Origin of the sequence: Burkholderia sp. BCC0405 (assembly GCF_902833075.1) — a bacterium.
Taxonomy (GTDB): domain Bacteria; phylum Pseudomonadota; class Gammaproteobacteria; order Burkholderiales; family Burkholderiaceae; genus Burkholderia.
Genome location: NZ_CADFEO010000001.1, coordinates 22725 through 37810, shown reverse-complemented (window position 1 = coordinate 37810; position 15086 = coordinate 22725). Strand labels below are relative to the sequence as shown.

Sequence of the window (15086 nt, the reverse complement as noted above, 5' to 3'; positions counted from 1 at the left end):
CCGGGCGTTCGCGCTCCCTTACCGAGTCGTTGCCATGTTCTCCTCCATCCGCGCCCGCATTCTCGCCGCGTGCGTCGCCATCGTCGTGTTCGCGCTCGTCGCCACCACGCTCATCAACTACTTCATCGCGCGCTCGTACAACGACGACGCGATCGACCGCAACCTGACCTCCGTCGCCAGCGGCCACGTGGTCGGGATCGCCGACTGGGTCGCCACCCGGAGCCGGATGATCTCGTCGCTGCAGGATGCCGCGCTGACGCCCGATCCGCTGCCGGTGTTCAAACAGATGGCAGCGGCCGGCGGTTTCACGAACGTCTACGCGGGCTACGCCGACAAGGTGTTCCATTTCTCCGACCCGACCGGCATTCCGCCCGACTACGATCCGACCGGCCGCCCGTGGTACAAGCAGGCCGCGCAGGCCGGCAAGCCGGTCGTCACGCCGCCGTACGTCGATGCCGGTACGGGCAACCTCGTCGTCACGTTCGCGGTGCCGATCCTGCGCGACGGCGCGCTCAAGGGCGTCGTCGCAGCGGACGTCTCGATGGACACCGTGATCGCGAACGTGAAGACGATCCACCCGACGCCCGCGAGCTTCGGGATGTTGATCGACAGCAACGGCCGCGTGGTTGCACACCCGGACGCAAAGCTCACGCTGAAGCCGGTCGCCGACGTGTCGCCCGAACTCGGCGCGACGAACGGCGCGACGATCGCGGCCGCGACCGCGCCCGTCGAGGTGACGGTCGGCGGCGACGCGAAGCTGGTGCGCGCGCGCCCCGTGCCGGGCACCGACTGGTATGCGCTGGTGCTGCTCGACAAGAACGAAGCGACGGCCGGGATGCGCTCGCTGCTGACCGCTTCGCTGATCACGCTGCTCGTGATCGTCGGTGTGGCTTCGCTGATCATCGGCGCGATCACCGCGACCGCGTTCCGCCGCCTGTCGCAAGTGCGCCAGGCGATGGCCGCGATCGGCTCGGGTGCTGGCGACCTGACGCAGCGCCTGCCGGCCGAGGGCCGTGACGAAGTGGCCGACATCGCCCGCTCGTTCAACAGCTTCGTCGACAAGCTGAACGACGTGATGCGCCAGATCCGCGATGCGAGCGAATCGGTGCGCACGGCCGCGAACGAGATCGCGGCAGGCAACCAGGACCTGTCGTCGCGCACCGAATCGGCGGCGGCAAGCCTCGAGGAAACGGCCGCATCGATGGAAGAGATCACCGCGACCGTCGGCCAGTCGGCGGCGGCGGCCGGACAGGCCGACGAACGCGCGGCGGCCGCGTCGCGGATCGCGTCGCACGGCGGCGTGGTCGTGTCGGACGTCGTCGCGACGATGGAGAAGATCGAGGAAGCATCGGGCCGGATCGGCGACATCATCGGCGTGATCGACGGGATCGCGTTCCAGACCAACATCCTTGCGCTGAACGCGGCCGTCGAAGCGGCGCGCGCGGGCGAGCAGGGCCGCGGCTTCGCGGTCGTCGCGCAGGAAGTGCGCAGCCTCGCGCAACGCAGCGCGCAGGCCGCACGCGAAGTGAAGGTGCTGGTCGAATCGACGGTCGCGAGCGTGTCGGCCGGATCCGGGCAGGTGCGTCAGGCGGGCGAGACGATGCGCGAGATCGTGTCCAACGTGTCGAACGTGACGACGATCATCTCCGAGATCACGCACGCGGCGAACGAGCAGACCCGCGGCATCCAGGAAGTGAATCGCGCGGTCACGCAGCTCGACGAGATGGTGCAGCAGAACGCGGCACTCGTCGAACAGTCGACCGCCGCCGCGACCGCGCTGCAATCGCAGGCGAACGCGCTGGCGACCACGGTCGGGCGCTTCAAGGTCGCTTGACGCGGCTTGTTGTGGAAAAGACGGCCGCGCCGCTCAGGAGCGGCCGTTGTCGCGCATCAGCGCGAGCCGGTTGTAGAGCGTTTTCAGGCTGATCCCGAGCGCTTTCGCGGCGCGCGGCTTGTTGCCGTCGAAGTGGTGCAGCGTCGCCGCGATGAAGCGCTGCTGTGCATGATGCAACGTCGCGCCGAGCGGCAGCGCCATCGTGTTCTCCGACAGGCGTTCGGGCGGTATCACCGGCTTCGGCAGCGTGACGTCGATGCCTTCGTCCGCCAGGATGTACGCGCGCTCGATCGTGTTGTGCAGCTCGCGGACGTTGCCGGGCCACGAATACGCGCGCAGCGCCGCGACCGCCGCCCCGGTCAGCCGCTTGTGCGCATGATGGCGTGCGTTGAGGGCTTCGACGAACTCCAGTGCGATCGTCTCGATGTCGCTGTCGCGCTGGCGCAGCGGCGGGACGTACAGCGCAAACGCGGCGAGGCGGTAGAACAGATCCTCGCGCAACCGGCCGTCGCGCACGGCTTCGGCCGGGTTGTGGCGCGTGGCCGACACGATCCGCACGTCGAGCGGAATCGGCTCGGTGCCGCCCACCCGCACAATCACATTCGATTCGATCGCCCGCAGCAGCTTCACCTGCAGCGGCGCGGGCATTTCGGCGATCTCGTCGAGCAGCAGCGTGCCGCCGCGCGCGGCTTCGAAGAAACCTTCCCGTTGCGCGATCGCGCCGGTAAAGCTGCCTTTCTCGTGCCCGAACAATTGCGATTCCGCGATATCGGGCGGAATCGCGCCGCAGTTCACGGGGACGAACGGGCCGTCCCGCCGGGCGCTGAGATCGTGCAGCCGGCGTGCGACGATATCCTTCCCGACCCCGCTTTCGCCGGCAATCATCACGCTGGCGCGGGTCGGGGCAATTTTCTCGATGCGACCGAGCAGCGTGCGCATCGCAGAGGACCGGCCGGACAACCGGCGCCCGTCGGCCCGCTGCTTCATACGGTTTGCGATTTCTCCCATGTGCGTTTCGCGGGCCGTTTTGAAAATCGGCATCACGCGTTCCGGTGATTGCAATATTTTCATCGACTGCGAAACGGCCGTGAAGGTGCCGCAAAATAGAAATTTCCAATGTGCGCAGCGGGGACGGAAGAATCAGGCCATCGCGGCTCCTGACACGAATCGCGGTATCGGGTCGGTGCTTTTTTACATCATTCCGCTGAAAAAACCGGTCGCGGCCATGGTGCACTGACGCGGCCCGCGACACCGGCCGCTGCAGCCCGGCCCGCAGGGCTGCCAGGCAGCCAGGCAGTCAAGCATGGCGCACCCTCCCAGGTATGCCGCTTGCTGACCCCACCACGCTCGCCCGGCACGCTGCACGGCAGGCCGGATGGTCGACCCGCGGCGTGACGCCGTGCGACCGGAGCCGGCGCGAGGCAAGGATGCAATGAGAACCCTGACCCGTGAGCTGTTACGGCAGGGTGCATGGATCGTGCTGGCCGTCGGGCTGGCGTCCGCGCTGCAGGCGTGGGCGGTTCGCGTCGGCGGCGAGCACGCGCCATTTGCGCCGCTGCCTTTTTACGCAGGCGTTGCGGCTGCCGCATGGCTGACGTCGTTCGGCGGCGGCCTGGTTGCCGCCGCGTTCAGCGTGGCCGTGATCGGTGCGCTCGGGTGGCGTGATGCGTCGCTGGCCACGCTGCTCGCGCAGGCCGGCGCATTCGCCGCGATCAGCTTCGTCGAGTGCGTGCTCGTGAGGGCGGTGAAGCCGCTGCTCGCGAACGATCGTCTGCGCGAACCCGATAACGACGGCGACGCCGATGCGCACGAGCCGCATCGCGAGCCGACGCCCGGCCCGCGCATGGCCGCACCGGACGACGGCCTGCTGCGCCGCGTGGTCGATGCGTCGCCTGACGCGATCGTCGGGGTCGATGCCGCACGCCGGGTCACGAGCTGGAATCCGGCGGCGCGAAGGATCTTCGGCCTCGACGCAACGCAGGCCGCCGGCCGCGACATCATCGCGATGATCGCGCCGCGCTGGCTGCGACGCCATCCGTTGCCTGCGTCGTTCGCGAATCTGCCTGCGCCGGTCGGTCCGTTCGACGTGCTGTGCGTGCGACGCGACGGCGGCCGTTTTCGCGCGACCGTCGCCGCGTCGCCGATCGTCGACGCGCAGGGCAACTGCACGGGTCTGTCGATGACGCTGCGCGACGCGCACGCACGACGCCGCGACGAGCGGCGCAACATGCGCTCGCTGCGCGGCGCGCGCGACGCCCGCGTGCAGGCGGACACGTCGAACCGGCTGAAGGACGAACTGCTGGCCACCGTGTCGCACGAACTGCGCACGCCGCTGAACGTGATCTACGGCTGGGTCGAGGTACTGCGCAACGTCGACGGACAAGGGCTCGCGCAACAGGCGGTCGACGCGATCGATCGCAGCGCGCGGTCGCTGTCGCACATGGTTGCCGACCTGCTCGACGCATCGTCGCTCGCGACGGGCCGGTTGCGCCTCGAGCGTGTGCCGGTCGATCTCGTGCGGGTCGTGCGCGATGCCACGCGTGAACTCGATGCGACCGCACAGGCGAGCGGGCTCGAGCTGTCGACCCGTTACGAGATGCCCACCTGCGTGATTCCGGCGGACCGCGAGCGCGTGCGCCAGGTCCTGTCGAACCTGTTGTCGAATGCGATCAAGTTCACGCCGCCGGGCGGCCGTATCGTCGTGTCGCTGGCGCCGGCGGGCGAGCGCGTGCGGCTGTCGGTCGCCGATACCGGGCAGGGTATTGCGCCGGAATACCTGCCGCATCTGTTCGAGACGTTCAGCCGGCCCGAACGCGCCTTTGCGTCGCCGAAGCGCGGCCTCGGGCTCGGCCTGTGGATCGTGCGCAACCTCACCCAACTGCTTGGCGGCGAAGTCGTCGCGACGAGCGCCGGCACCGGACGCGGGACGACCGTCACGGTCACGCTGCCGGCCGGCTGGGACGTCGACGAACCCGCCGAAAATCTGCCGCACACGGCGGGCACGCCGGATACGTCGACCCTCGACGGCCAGCGCGTGCTCGTCGTCGACGACGATGCGACATCGCGCGCGAGCCTCGCCGCGGCACTCGAAACGATGGGCGCGCAAGTGTCGACCGCGCAATCGGGGCATGACGCGCTCGACTTGGTGGAACGGCAGGCGCCGAACGTCGTGCTGTCGGATCTCGCGATGCCGGACGGTGACGGCTTCTGGCTGCTCGACCGTATCCGACATTTGCCCGGCGGCAGTGCGCGCCTGCCCGTCGTCGCGATCACGGCGCACGCCGGCAACGCCGACCGGCACCGCGTGATGGCGGCCGGTTTCGACGCGTATCTGCGCAAGCCGGTGGACATGCCAACGCTCGCGAGCGTGATCGCCGATGTCGCGCCGGACGCTGCGCGCGATCGGAAAGGGCGCGGCCGGTAGACGGATGGCCGCCCGGTCATCGGCGAGGAAAGGCGGCGCGACGGACGCAACGGCAACCCGCGCGGCCAGCCCGCGCCGTCGCGACATACGGAGGTCCGGATGAAAACGCATCGAACCGGCCGGCCGGCGGCGCTCGCGCTGGCCGCGACCGTCGGCGCATTGAACGTCGCGTTCGCGCAGGGGCCGGCGTCGCCCGCTGCGTCGGCGCAAGTCGCGCCGGGCGTCATCCGCCCCGGCGCGACGGCCGACGAGGCCGGCATGACGCAGCGGCCGACCGGTATCGATGTTGAATTCGTCGACAAGGCAGGCATGATCGGCGAGGCAGAGCGGCAGGCCAGCAAGCTCGCGCTCGACCGCTCGTCAAACCCGGACGTGAAGGCGTTCGCGCGCCGGATGGTCAACGATCACGAACGGATCGCCGCCGAATTGCGGCAGCTTGGCGTGGCCAAGGGCGTACCGGTCCAGTCGCGGATGCTCGTTGATCCAGCCGTGACCGCGATGCGGACCCAGGCGGGCCATGCGTTCGACACGGCCTATGTCGCGCTGGCGGGCCCGCGCGCGCATGAAGCGGCGATCCGGCTCTACGAAGCCGAGGCGCGGAACGGCCGCGATCCGCAGCTTCGCGCGTTCGCGGCCAACGCGTTGCCGATGCTGAACGCGCACCTGGCCGCCGCCCGGCAACTCGCGCAGGCGGTGGCCGCCGCGCACTGAGCGGCGATCGCGCTACCGCTCGTCGCCTTCGGGGCTTGCAGGGGCGTCGGGGCCGCCCGGCGACGCCTCGTACGGCGGCGAGTCGAGCGCCGTTTCACCTTCCTCGATCAGCCAGTACGGCGAACTGCCGTAGTACGCATGCAGCGCCTCGGCCCACTCCGGATCGGCCATTGCGGGCCAGCGGTTCCTGTCGAAGCCGGGGGCTTCGCGCACGCGTTCGACGGCGACGGGCAGCACGAAGCATTGGCGCTCGACGTCGAGCACGAGGACGTTCCACGGCACCGCGAGCAGCTTTTCGCCGATCCCGGGCAGGCCGCCCGACGCCACGACCGCATACGCGATCCGGCCGGAGCGCACGTCGAGCATGATGTCGGCGACCTGGCCGACGTCGTCGCCGTCCATCGTCAGGACGCGATCGCCTTCGAGCGTGCGGGCGGCCATCACGTCGGGCCCCGGCCCGCCGCCGGCCGTGCGGCGCTTGCCGCCGACGATGCGCGTGTCGTCGCGCGACGGTCTGTCCGTTGTCATCGAACACCTCCTGGTCGAAGCGGCGCCCGGGCGGGCCACGCGGCATGAATGGGCGCCGGTCAGCGCCGGCGCGGCAGCGACACGTCCTCGAGCGTATTGGCCAGCTCGTCCCGCTCGGGGCCGCCCGCGCGGGTCGCGATGTCGCCGAGCGACACGATGCCGACCAGCCGCCGGTTGCGGTCGAGCACCGGCAACCGATGCAACTGCACGTCGGCCATCCGCTGCTGGACGTCGCCGATACCGTCGTCCTCGACGCACCACTGCACGGGCCTGGACGCGACCGCCTGCACGGGCGTATCGGACGAATGGCCGTGCGACAGTCCGCGCACCGCGAGGTCGCGGTCAGTCACGATCGCGACGAGTTCGGGGCCGTCGCAAACGGGCAGCACGCCGATATCGAAGCGCCGCATCAGTTCGGCCGCGTGGCGAATCGTGTCGGTCGGCGCGACGCACACCACGTCGCGCGACATGATCTCGGTGACGCGAAACATGAATGCCTCCTTCGTGAGCGAGACGATCCAGGAGCAGATGGCGTGCCGCGCGCGGGCCGCACACGCCGGGCCTCGACGGCCAGGCGACGGAGAAATTTGCCAGCCCGCTTGTACATCTTCCACGGCGGCAGCCGCGAACGGGCGGGGCGGGACGTCAGTGCCCGATGCCCGTCATCGTGACGATCGCGAGCACTACCGCGCTTTCGATCGCCGCCAGCGCTGCGACGCCGGCGGCGCCGCTGATTTCATGCCATCTGCGTTCAAGGCGTTTCATCGGATCGACTCCGGATTGCTCCGGCGCATCGCTGCGCAGCGCGAGCCGGTTGCCGCCGTCAGCCGTGATCGGGGGGCGGGGAAGGAACGTGCGGCGCGCGGCGTTCGCGCTCGCCGGACGGCTTCGCAGGATCGATACGGGTCGCGCCGCCAACGGCGGGCGGATCGCTGGCCGGAAACGTTTCCTCGAGTCCCTCGTCGATGCGTTCCTCCGTCTTGTCTTTGGACGGCGGGCGCGACGTGGCGAGCCAGAGCAGTCCGGCAGCCGGTGACACGGCGTCGTGGCGGCCGGGGGCGTGAGCGGTCATGGTCGTACCTCCTGGGTCATGGATGGGGGGCGCAAGCGCGATGCCTGCGCGGGACCGACGGCACGACGCTTGCGCGCCGGCGAAACCGCACGGGGTGCGGCGCAGCCACGCACGCCGTCGGCGTGGACGAGAGGACATCGTGATGAAGGCATCCACTGAAAGGATACGTTACGTCGCGAACGGTTGCGGCCGCGATTTCTGCCACGTGCACGAGCGTTTCGACACGTGGCAGCGCGAGTCGCCGGTCTATCGGCCCGAGGCCCGAGCGGCGCACGTTCGACGGCAAGGGAGAGGCACGCGATCTGAACGACACCGTCTACGACGGCCCCGAGCACGCGCAGCAGGCGCTCGTCGCGGCATGCGCGCCGTCCGACCGGTTCGCGCTCGCGGTACGGCTGACCGCCGAGGGGCGCACGTTGTGGTTCGTGATGACGGCCCATGAGGACTCTGGGCACGCGACAGCGTCCGACCGGGGCGGCCAACCGGAGCACATGCCGCGGCAACGGGCACACCGCTTGCGCAAGGTTGCGGCGCCATCGAGACGCGCGCGCCGTCGCGCAGGAGAGACATGAATACGCCATTCACGCTGCACCGCCCCGAACCGACGACGCCCGACGTCGACCCGGACCCGACGCCCGGGCACGACGATCCTGTCGATCCGCCCGTGCCCGACGGGCTGCCGCAGGGTGACCCGCCGTCGCACCCGTCACCGATGCGGATGCCGGGAGGAAGCGGTGCATCACACGCGTCCGCGCGAACACTGAAAAAGGGAGGACCCTCATGGACATTCACGTGCAATCGCCAGACAAGCGCGCGATCGCCCAGGTGCTGGGCCGCTATTTCGAATCGCGCTCGTTGCGCTATCACATCGAGGAACTGCCGGGCGGCGTGCTGCAGATCGGCTTTCGCGCCAGCGGCCGCCCGGTCGCCGTCACTGTCTCGTTCGACGATGCCGCGTACGACGCCTATACGCATTGGGACGCGAGCCAGAAGCAGCTCGCGCTCGGACGGCTCGCCGACGGCTTCTCGCAGATGATGTCGACGCGCAGTCCGGCCGCGCTGGCCGGCGGCTATCACGTCGAGCGATTCTGATTCCACCACGCTTCACCGGACGATCCCCGCGGATGGCAAAGTGCCCGCCCGCAGCGGGCGCTTTGCGTCGGCGCGCGCGTCGCGTAGGATGTCCGTTAATTCAGCGCACGCTACGTTCGCGCCGCAGGCTGCCAGCCGCTGCAGCCGAAGAAGCGCAATGCGCTTTCCTTCAGGTTCGTTTCGCGCAACTGCCAGGGACCGCCGTGATGACTGTTGCTCGCCCTTTGCTGTCACCCGGCGCACGCCGGTTCGTTTCCGGTGTGTCGGCCTGCGCGGCGCTCGCCGCGGCCGGCGCCCGCGATGCGTCGGCCCAGACGCCTTCGCCGCTCGGCGAGTGGCAATACTCGGCAGGTGTGCCGCTCGAAAAACTCTACGACCCGAACATCCCCACCTGGGATATCAGCATGGGCGCCGCGATGACGCTGCAGCCGCGCTACGCGGGCTCGGACCGCTATCGCGTGATGGGCGGCCCGAATGTCGACATCCGCTATCGCGACCTGTTCTTCCTGTCAACGGGCGAGGGGCTCGGCGCGAACGTGCTGCGCGGGCCGAACTGGCGCGTGAGCCTGTCCGTCGGTTACGACCTCGGGCGCCGCTCGGCCGACGATATCCAGCACCTGAACGGCCTCGACAACATCAACGCGGCCCCGGTGATGAAACTGGCGGCCGATTACGTGATCTCGAAGGAATTTCCGCTCGTGCTGCGCACGGATATCCGGCGCAGCATCGGCGGCTCGAATGGCTGGGTCGGCGATTTCTCCGCGTACATGCCGCTGCCGGGCAGCAACGAGCATTTCTTCTGGTTCGCGGGGCCGACCGTGTCGTTCGCGGATTCGCGCTACATGAACAGCTGGTTCGGCGTGAACCCGGGCGCCGCCGCGCGTTCCGGGTTGCCGGCCTATTCGTCGGGTGCCGGGTTCAAGTCGTTCGGCGCGGGCGTGACGATGGCCTGGTTCGTGAACAAGCACTGGTTCGTCACGATCGACGGCGCGATCGAGCAACTTGTCGGCCGCGCCGCGCGCAGCCCGATCACGCAGCAGTCGACCAACGGCGTATTCGACATGTCGGTGAATTACCAGTTCTGAGCGGGGCCGGGCAGCAGCGGGCCGATGGGGCGTGCGGCATCTGCCGTCACATTTGATATGATTCCGACCTGTACGAATGTACAGTGATCAATCCCGTGACGCCTGCATCGCCGACGCCCCCGGCGTTTTACTACCTGACCAATTTCGAACGCGCGCTGGCCTGGCTCGGCGAGCGTTACGACGACCTGTTCGACGCGCACGAGCACGCGTTCGTCCGCCGGTTCGCGACGCTGCCGCAGGCGTCGCGCGCGCTGCTCGTGCGGATGCTGATGCGCAACGGGTGCGACTTCCGGGCAAGCAAGCTCGTGTACGACGAAATCGGCTGCGCACTCGCCGCGGCCGCGCCGCTCGTCGAACTCGGCTGGGTCGACCCGGCGCCCGCGCTGACGCTCGACGAACTGTTCGCGCTGTCGACCAAGGCCGATCTGCTGCGCATCTTCCCGGCCCTCGCCGCGCATGCGGGCGAACGCAAGCCCGAATGGCTCGAACGGCTGCGGCCCGCGCACGACGTCGCGCAACCGCTCGACGCATGGGGCGCACACGACGGCGATCGTGTGCTGCGCGTGACGGTCGGCGCGCTGTGCGACCGGCTGCGCCTGATGTTCTTCGGCAATCTCCATCAGGACTGGAGCGAGTTCGTGCTCGCCGATCTCGGCGTGTTCCAGTACGAAAGCGTGCCGATCGCGCCGTCGTCGCGTGCGCTCCAGCAGCGCGGCGACGTCGATGCGTATCTCGCGCTGCAGGTGTGCCGCGATGCGCTCGACGCGTGGCCCGGCGATCTGCCGTTCGACGACCTGATGCGCGCGATCGACGCGGTCGACTGCGGGCAGCCGTGGCTCGCGACGCGTCGCGCGAAGCTGCTGTTCGCGCTCGGGCAGGCCTGCGAACGCCGGGCCGACTGGGCCGCCGCGCTCGATGCGTATGCGCGCAGCGCATGGCCCGGCAGCCGCCATCGGCGCATCCGCGTGCTCGAACGCTGCGGGCGCGACGACGATGCGCTCGCGCTGGCGCTCGATGCGCGCGGCGGCTTCGAGAGCGACGAGGAGCGGCAGCGCGTCGAGCGCATGCTGCCGCGTCTGCAGCGCCGGCTCGGGCAGCGCGTCGAACGGGCGGCCGCGGCGGCGGACGTGCCGCGCGAAACGCTCGTGCTTGCGCGCCCCGATGCGTTCGTCAGCGTCGAATTTGCGGTGCGCGATCATCTCGCGCAACCCGCTTCGCCAGTCCACTACGTCGAAAACACGCTGATCAATTCGCTGTTCGGGCTGCTGTGCTGGGAGCCCGTGTTCGCCGCGGTGCCCGGTGCGTTCTTTCACCCGTTCCAGCGCGGCCCGGCCGACCTGCACGCGCCCGATTTCGTCGCGCGCCGCGCCGATGCATTTGCCACGTGCTTCGCGCAACTCGATTCGGGCGCCTATCGCGACACGATCCGCCGGCATTTCACGACGAAGGCGGGGCTGCAATCGCCGTTCGTGTTCTGGGGCGTGCTGAGCGACGAACTGCTTGACGCGGCGCTCGCGTGCCTGCCGCCCGAGCACTTGCGGCTGTGGTTCACGCGCCTCCTCGCGGATATCCGCAGCAACCGGTCGGGGCTGCCCGATCTCGTCCGCTTCTGGCCCGGCGAGCGCCGCTACGAACTGATCGAGGTGAAAGGCCCCGGCGACCGCCTTCAGGACAACCAGACGCGCTGGCTCGCGTACTGCGTCGCGCACGGCATCCCGGTGCGCGTGATCGACGTCGAGTGGGTGGGCGAAGACGTCGCGCACGCCGAAGCGGCGGCCCTGTCGGCATGAGCTACGTCGTCGCGGTGCGGGCGATGTGCGAGTTCACCGCGCGGCGCGGCGATCTCGACCTGCGCTTCACGCCCGCGCCGACCGCGCTGGAAGGCATTGCCGGCCACGGTGCGGTCACGTCGAACCGCGGCGCCCGCTACGAAACCGAGATCGCGCTTGCGGGCACGTGGGGCACGCTCACCGTGCGCGGCCGCGCGGACGGCTACGACCCGGTGGCAAACCGTCTCGAGGAGATCAAGACCTATCGCGGCAGCCTCGATGCGATGCCGGCCAACCACCGCGTGCTGCACTGGGCGCAGGCGAAGGTCTACGCGCACCTGATGTGCGACGCGCGCGGTTTCCAGGAAATCGACGTCGCGCTCGTCTATTTCGACATCGTGTCCGAGCGCGAAACGGTGCTGACGCAAACGCTGGGGGCGGCCGAGCTCGCGACGTTCTTCGCCGAGCAGTGCGCGTGCTTCGTCGGCTGGGCCGAGCGCGAGACGGCACACCGCGCGGCGCGTGATGCGGCGCTGCGTGCGCTTGCGTTTCCGCACGGGCAGTTCCGCAGCGGCCAGCGCGAGCTGGCGGTGGCCGTCTATCGCGCGGCACGCGACGAGCGTTGCCTGATGGCGCAGGCGCCGACCGGCATCGGCAAGACGCTGGGCACCGTGTTTCCGCTGCTGAAGGCCTGTGGTGAGGGCGAGCTCGACCATGTTTACTTCCTGACCGCGAAAACGCCCGGCCGCGCGCTCGCGCTCGAGGCCGCGACGACGCTCGGCGCCGGCTCGCCGGCGCTGCCGCTGCGCGTGCTTGAACTCGTCGCGCGCGACAAGGCATGCGAGCATCCGGACAGCGCATGCCACGGCGAATCGTGTCCGCTCGCGAAAGGCTTCTACGACCGGCTGCCGGCCGCGCGCGATGCGGCAATCGAGGCCGGGCTGCTCGACCGCGACACGGTGCGCGCGGCCGCGCTCGCGCACGACGTCTGTCCGTACTACCTCTCGCAGGAACTCGCGCGCTGGTCCGACATGGTGATCGGCGACTACAACTACTACTACGACGGCAGCGCGATGCTGTACACGCTCGCGCAGCAGAACCAGTGGCGTGTCGGCGTGCTCGTCGACGAAGCGCATAACCTGCTCGATCGCGCGCGCAAGATGTACAGCGCATCGCTCGATCCGTTCGCATTCGCGGCGGCCCGCGAGGCTGCGCCCGCGGCGCTGCGCAAGGCGTTCGACCGGCTCGCCCGCGCCTGGGGCACGGTCAGTCGCGCACAGGCCGGGCGCTATGCCGCGTACCCGGAAATACCGGGCCCGATCGTGTCGGCCGTGCAGAATCTGGTCGCGGCGCTCGGCGAGCACGTGGCCGACGCGCCGCGCGCGAACGGCGACGCACTGCTGCGGTTTCATTTCGAGGCGATCCAGTTCGGCGTGCTTGCCGCAGCGTTCGACAGTGCGTCGATCTTCGACGCGACGCTGCACGGCGAACCGATGCCGCGCCAGCCGGCGCTCGACGGCGTTGCGTCGGCGAGCCGCCGGCGCCGCGTGCAGTCGACGCTGTGCGTGCGCAACGTGATCCCGGCCGGCTTTCTCGCGCCGCGCTACGAAGCCGCATGCGCGACCGTGCTGTTCTCGGGCACGTTGAGCCCGTTTCACTTCTACCGCGACACACTCGGGTTGCCCGGCGACACGGGCTGGCTCGACGTCGACGGGCCGTTCCGCGCCGAGCAACTGACGGTGCGCGTCGCGAGCCACGTGTCGACGCGCTGGCGCGACCGCGACCGTTCGCTCGAACCGATCGTCGACCTGATCGCCGAGCAATACGCGACGCGGCCCGGCAACTACCTCGGGTTCCTGAGCAGCTTCGACTACCTGGGGCGCGTGGTCGCGCTGATGCAGACGCGGCATCCGGACGTGCCGGTCTGGGCACAGGCGCCGGGCATGGCCGAAAGCGAGCGCGACGCTTTTCTTGCGCGCTTCGACGCGGGTGGGCGCGGCGTCGGCTTCGCGGTGCTGGGCGGCGCGTTCTCGGAAGGCGTGGACCTGGTCGGCGAGCGGCTGATCGGCGCGTTCATCGCGACGCTCGGGCTCCCGCAGGTCAACGACGTCAATGAACAGATGCGGCAGGCGATGGACGCGCGCTTCGGTAACGGCTACGACTACATGTACCTGTACCCGGGCTTGCAGAAGGTCGTGCAGGCGGCCGGGCGCGTGATCCGCACCGAGCGCGACGAGGGCGTCGTGCATCTGATCGACGATCGTTACCGTCGGCGTGAAGTGCGCGACCTGCTGCCGCGGTGGTGGCGGATCGGGTAAGGCAAGGGCCGCCTGACCGTCGTGTAAGCGAACCTGCCGGTGGCCGTTGCCGCGCATCTTCCGCGTGATCGATCACGGGCGTTTCCGCCCGAGTCGCTTCGTGGATTAAAAAGGTCGAAGCGCTCGCGCGATGCAATGCGGTGAAGCGGCGACGGCGTTTTGATGCGCTTGCCATGGCGCGTCGCGAGCGGCGTGGTTTTCTTATCCGATCGATGACGGTATCGAGATCGTCGGCGATTTGCCGAAAAGAGCAGACGGGAGGCGGGGCAATCGGCGGACTTCCCTAGAGCACGTTCAGCATCGCGAGCGCGGCTTCCTGCAGATGCGGCAGCACGCGCCGCACGGCCGCGTCGGTCGTCTCCGCGCCGATCGGCATGTTCGTGCTCAACGCGGCAACCACTTCCCCATGACGGTTCTTCAGCGGCACCGCGATCCCGCGCACGCCGACCTGCAGTTGCTGCTCGATCGCCGCGAAACCGGCGTCGCGTGCGTGGTCGACCTGTTCGAGCAGGCGAGCCTTGTTGGTGATGGTGTGCGGTGTGAACGGCGGCAGTTCGGTGTCGTCGAGCCACGCGCGCACGGCTTCGCGATCGGGATAATGGGCGAGCAGCACGACGCCCGGCGACGTGAGCGGCGCCGGCACGCGCGCGCCGAGCACGAAGCCGGTCGTCATCACGCGCGACACGCCGTTGCGCGCGATGAACACGAGTTCCCAGCCGTCGAGCACGCTCACGTAGGCCGACTCGTTCAACGACGCGCTCAATTGCTGCAGATAGGGCTGAACCGTGCGCGGCAGGCGCGCCGAATCGAAGTACGACCAGCCGACCCGCAGCACGCGCGGCGTGAGGCCGTACAGCTTGCCGTCGGTGTACACGTAGCCGAGCGATTCGAGCGTCAGCAGGTAGCGCCGCGCGGCCGTGCGCGTAAGACCGGTGCGCGCGGCGGCCTGGGTGGGCGTCATGCGCGCATGCTGGCTGTCGAACGCCTCGAGGATCGCCAGGCCTTTTTCGAGGCCGGCAATCCAGTCGCGTCGGTCGAGTTCGGGCTTTTTCATCGTCGGAAGGTGGCGTCTGCGTGCGCGGTAATCGCGCGCGAATGGGCGATTATCGCGCAGATCGGATCTGCCGGGATGCATCGCCGAGGCTGGTCCGATTCGACGCTGGATGCGTGCCGCGAGCCCGGAACATGACCGTCGACGATAATCGGCGGCGCGCCGAACTACCGGATCGGCCTGGCGTGCGCGACCTCGGGGG

General features: G+C 69.4%; 11 protein-coding genes and 2 pseudogenes. 8 read left to right on the top strand and 5 right to left on the bottom strand.

What is annotated here, in order from left to right:
- Window positions 1–34: 34 nt before the first annotated feature.
- Window positions 35–1834: a methyl-accepting chemotaxis protein gene (locus HWX36_RS00155; protein ID WP_175950284.1), complete on the top strand. Its 1800-nt coding sequence runs from the start codon at window positions 35–37 to the stop codon at window positions 1832–1834.
- Window positions 1835–1867: 33 nt separating this feature from the next.
- Here HWX36_RS00155 and HWX36_RS00150 read toward each other — a convergent pair.
- Window positions 1868–2905, bottom strand: a pseudogene (locus HWX36_RS00150) (sigma-54 dependent transcriptional regulator).
- Between the two features lie 361 nt (window positions 2906–3266).
- Here HWX36_RS00150 and HWX36_RS00140 point away from each other — a divergent pair.
- The gene (locus tag HWX36_RS00140; protein WP_175950282.1) at window positions 3267–5258 is read left to right on the top strand and encodes an ATP-binding protein; all 1992 of its coding nucleotides are present in this window, start codon (window positions 3267–3269) and stop codon (window positions 5256–5258) included.
- 99 nt (window positions 5259–5357) lie between these two features.
- Window positions 5358–5969: a DUF4142 domain-containing protein gene (locus HWX36_RS00135; RefSeq protein ID WP_175950281.1), complete on the top strand. Its 612-nt coding sequence runs from the start codon at window positions 5358–5360 to the stop codon at window positions 5967–5969.
- Between the two features lie 12 nt (window positions 5970–5981).
- Here HWX36_RS00135 and HWX36_RS00130 read toward each other — a convergent pair whose 3' ends face one another.
- The 3 genes from HWX36_RS00130 to HWX36_RS00120 form a co-directional block, all read right to left on the bottom strand.
- Complete coding sequence (locus HWX36_RS00130) at window positions 5982–6497, bottom strand: PRC-barrel domain-containing protein (protein ID WP_175950280.1); 516 nt, start codon at window positions 6495–6497, stop codon at window positions 5982–5984.
- A 59-nt stretch (window positions 6498–6556) separates the two neighbouring features.
- Window positions 6557–6988, bottom strand: coding sequence for a CBS domain-containing protein (locus tag HWX36_RS00125; RefSeq protein ID WP_175950279.1), 432 nt, complete (start codon window positions 6986–6988; stop codon window positions 6557–6559).
- 332 nt (window positions 6989–7320) lie between these two features.
- On the bottom strand, window positions 7321–7569 hold the full coding sequence (locus HWX36_RS00120) for a hypothetical protein (protein WP_175950278.1): 249 nt from the start codon (window positions 7567–7569) through the stop codon (window positions 7321–7323).
- Window positions 7570–7711: 142 nt separating this feature from the next.
- On the opposite strand from HWX36_RS00120, the pseudogene HWX36_RS36910 reads away from it, so the two are divergent.
- From HWX36_RS36910 to HWX36_RS00100, 5 genes and pseudogenes are all read left to right on the top strand, one after another.
- A pseudogene (locus HWX36_RS36910) lies at window positions 7712–8015 on the top strand (hypothetical protein); the annotation flags it as partial.
- A gap of 334 nt (window positions 8016–8349) precedes the next feature.
- Window positions 8350–8661 (top strand): hypothetical protein, encoded by a 312-nt coding sequence (locus HWX36_RS00115; protein ID WP_175950277.1) that lies wholly within the window; start codon window positions 8350–8352, stop codon window positions 8659–8661.
- A gap of 206 nt (window positions 8662–8867) precedes the next feature.
- On the top strand, window positions 8868–9746 hold the full coding sequence (locus HWX36_RS00110; protein WP_175950276.1) for a MipA/OmpV family protein: 879 nt from the start codon (window positions 8868–8870) through the stop codon (window positions 9744–9746).
- Window positions 9747–9841: 95 nt separating this feature from the next.
- Window positions 9842–11536 (top strand): VRR-NUC domain-containing protein, encoded by a 1695-nt coding sequence (locus HWX36_RS00105; protein WP_175950786.1) that lies wholly within the window; start codon window positions 9842–9844, stop codon window positions 11534–11536.
- Window positions 11533–13833 (top strand): ATP-dependent DNA helicase, encoded by a 2301-nt coding sequence (locus HWX36_RS00100; protein ID WP_175950275.1) that lies wholly within the window; start codon window positions 11533–11535, stop codon window positions 13831–13833. The genes HWX36_RS00105 and HWX36_RS00100 overlap by 4 nt, the downstream gene beginning before the upstream one ends.
- Before the next feature lie 283 nt (window positions 13834–14116).
- On the opposite strand, the gene HWX36_RS00095 is transcribed toward HWX36_RS00100, so the two are convergent.
- Window positions 14117–14887 carry an IclR family transcriptional regulator C-terminal domain-containing protein gene (locus HWX36_RS00095; RefSeq protein ID WP_175950274.1) on the bottom strand — a complete coding sequence of 257 codons (771 nt, stop codon included), beginning with the start codon at window positions 14885–14887 and terminating at the stop codon, window positions 14117–14119.
- Between the last annotated feature and the right edge of the window lie 199 nt (window positions 14888–15086).

Coding starts and splice junctions, on each gene's coding strand:
- HWX36_RS00100 (WP_175950275.1), top strand. CDS start 11,533: ATGAGCTACGTCGTCGCGGTGCGGGCGATGTGCGAGTTCACCGCGCGG.
- HWX36_RS00110 (WP_175950276.1), top strand. CDS start 8,868: ATGACTGTTGCTCGCCCTTTGCTGTCACCCGGCGCACGCCGGTTCGTT.
- HWX36_RS00115 (WP_175950277.1), top strand. CDS start 8,350: ATGGACATTCACGTGCAATCGCCAGACAAGCGCGCGATCGCCCAGGTG.
- HWX36_RS00155 (WP_175950284.1), top strand. CDS start 35: ATGTTCTCCTCCATCCGCGCCCGCATTCTCGCCGCGTGCGTCGCCATC.
- HWX36_RS00135 (WP_175950281.1), top strand. CDS start 5,358: ATGAAAACGCATCGAACCGGCCGGCCGGCGGCGCTCGCGCTGGCCGCG.
- HWX36_RS00125 (WP_175950279.1), bottom strand. CDS start 6,988: ATGTTTCGCGTCACCGAGATCATGTCGCGCGACGTGGTGTGCGTCGCG.
- HWX36_RS00095 (WP_175950274.1), bottom strand. CDS start 14,887: ATGAAAAAGCCCGAACTCGACCGACGCGACTGGATTGCCGGCCTCGAA.
- HWX36_RS00140 (WP_175950282.1), top strand. CDS start 3,267: ATGAGAACCCTGACCCGTGAGCTGTTACGGCAGGGTGCATGGATCGTG.
- HWX36_RS00120 (WP_175950278.1), bottom strand. CDS start 7,569: ATGACCGCTCACGCCCCCGGCCGCCACGACGCCGTGTCACCGGCTGCC.
- HWX36_RS00130 (WP_175950280.1), bottom strand. CDS start 6,497: ATGACAACGGACAGACCGTCGCGCGACGACACGCGCATCGTCGGCGGC.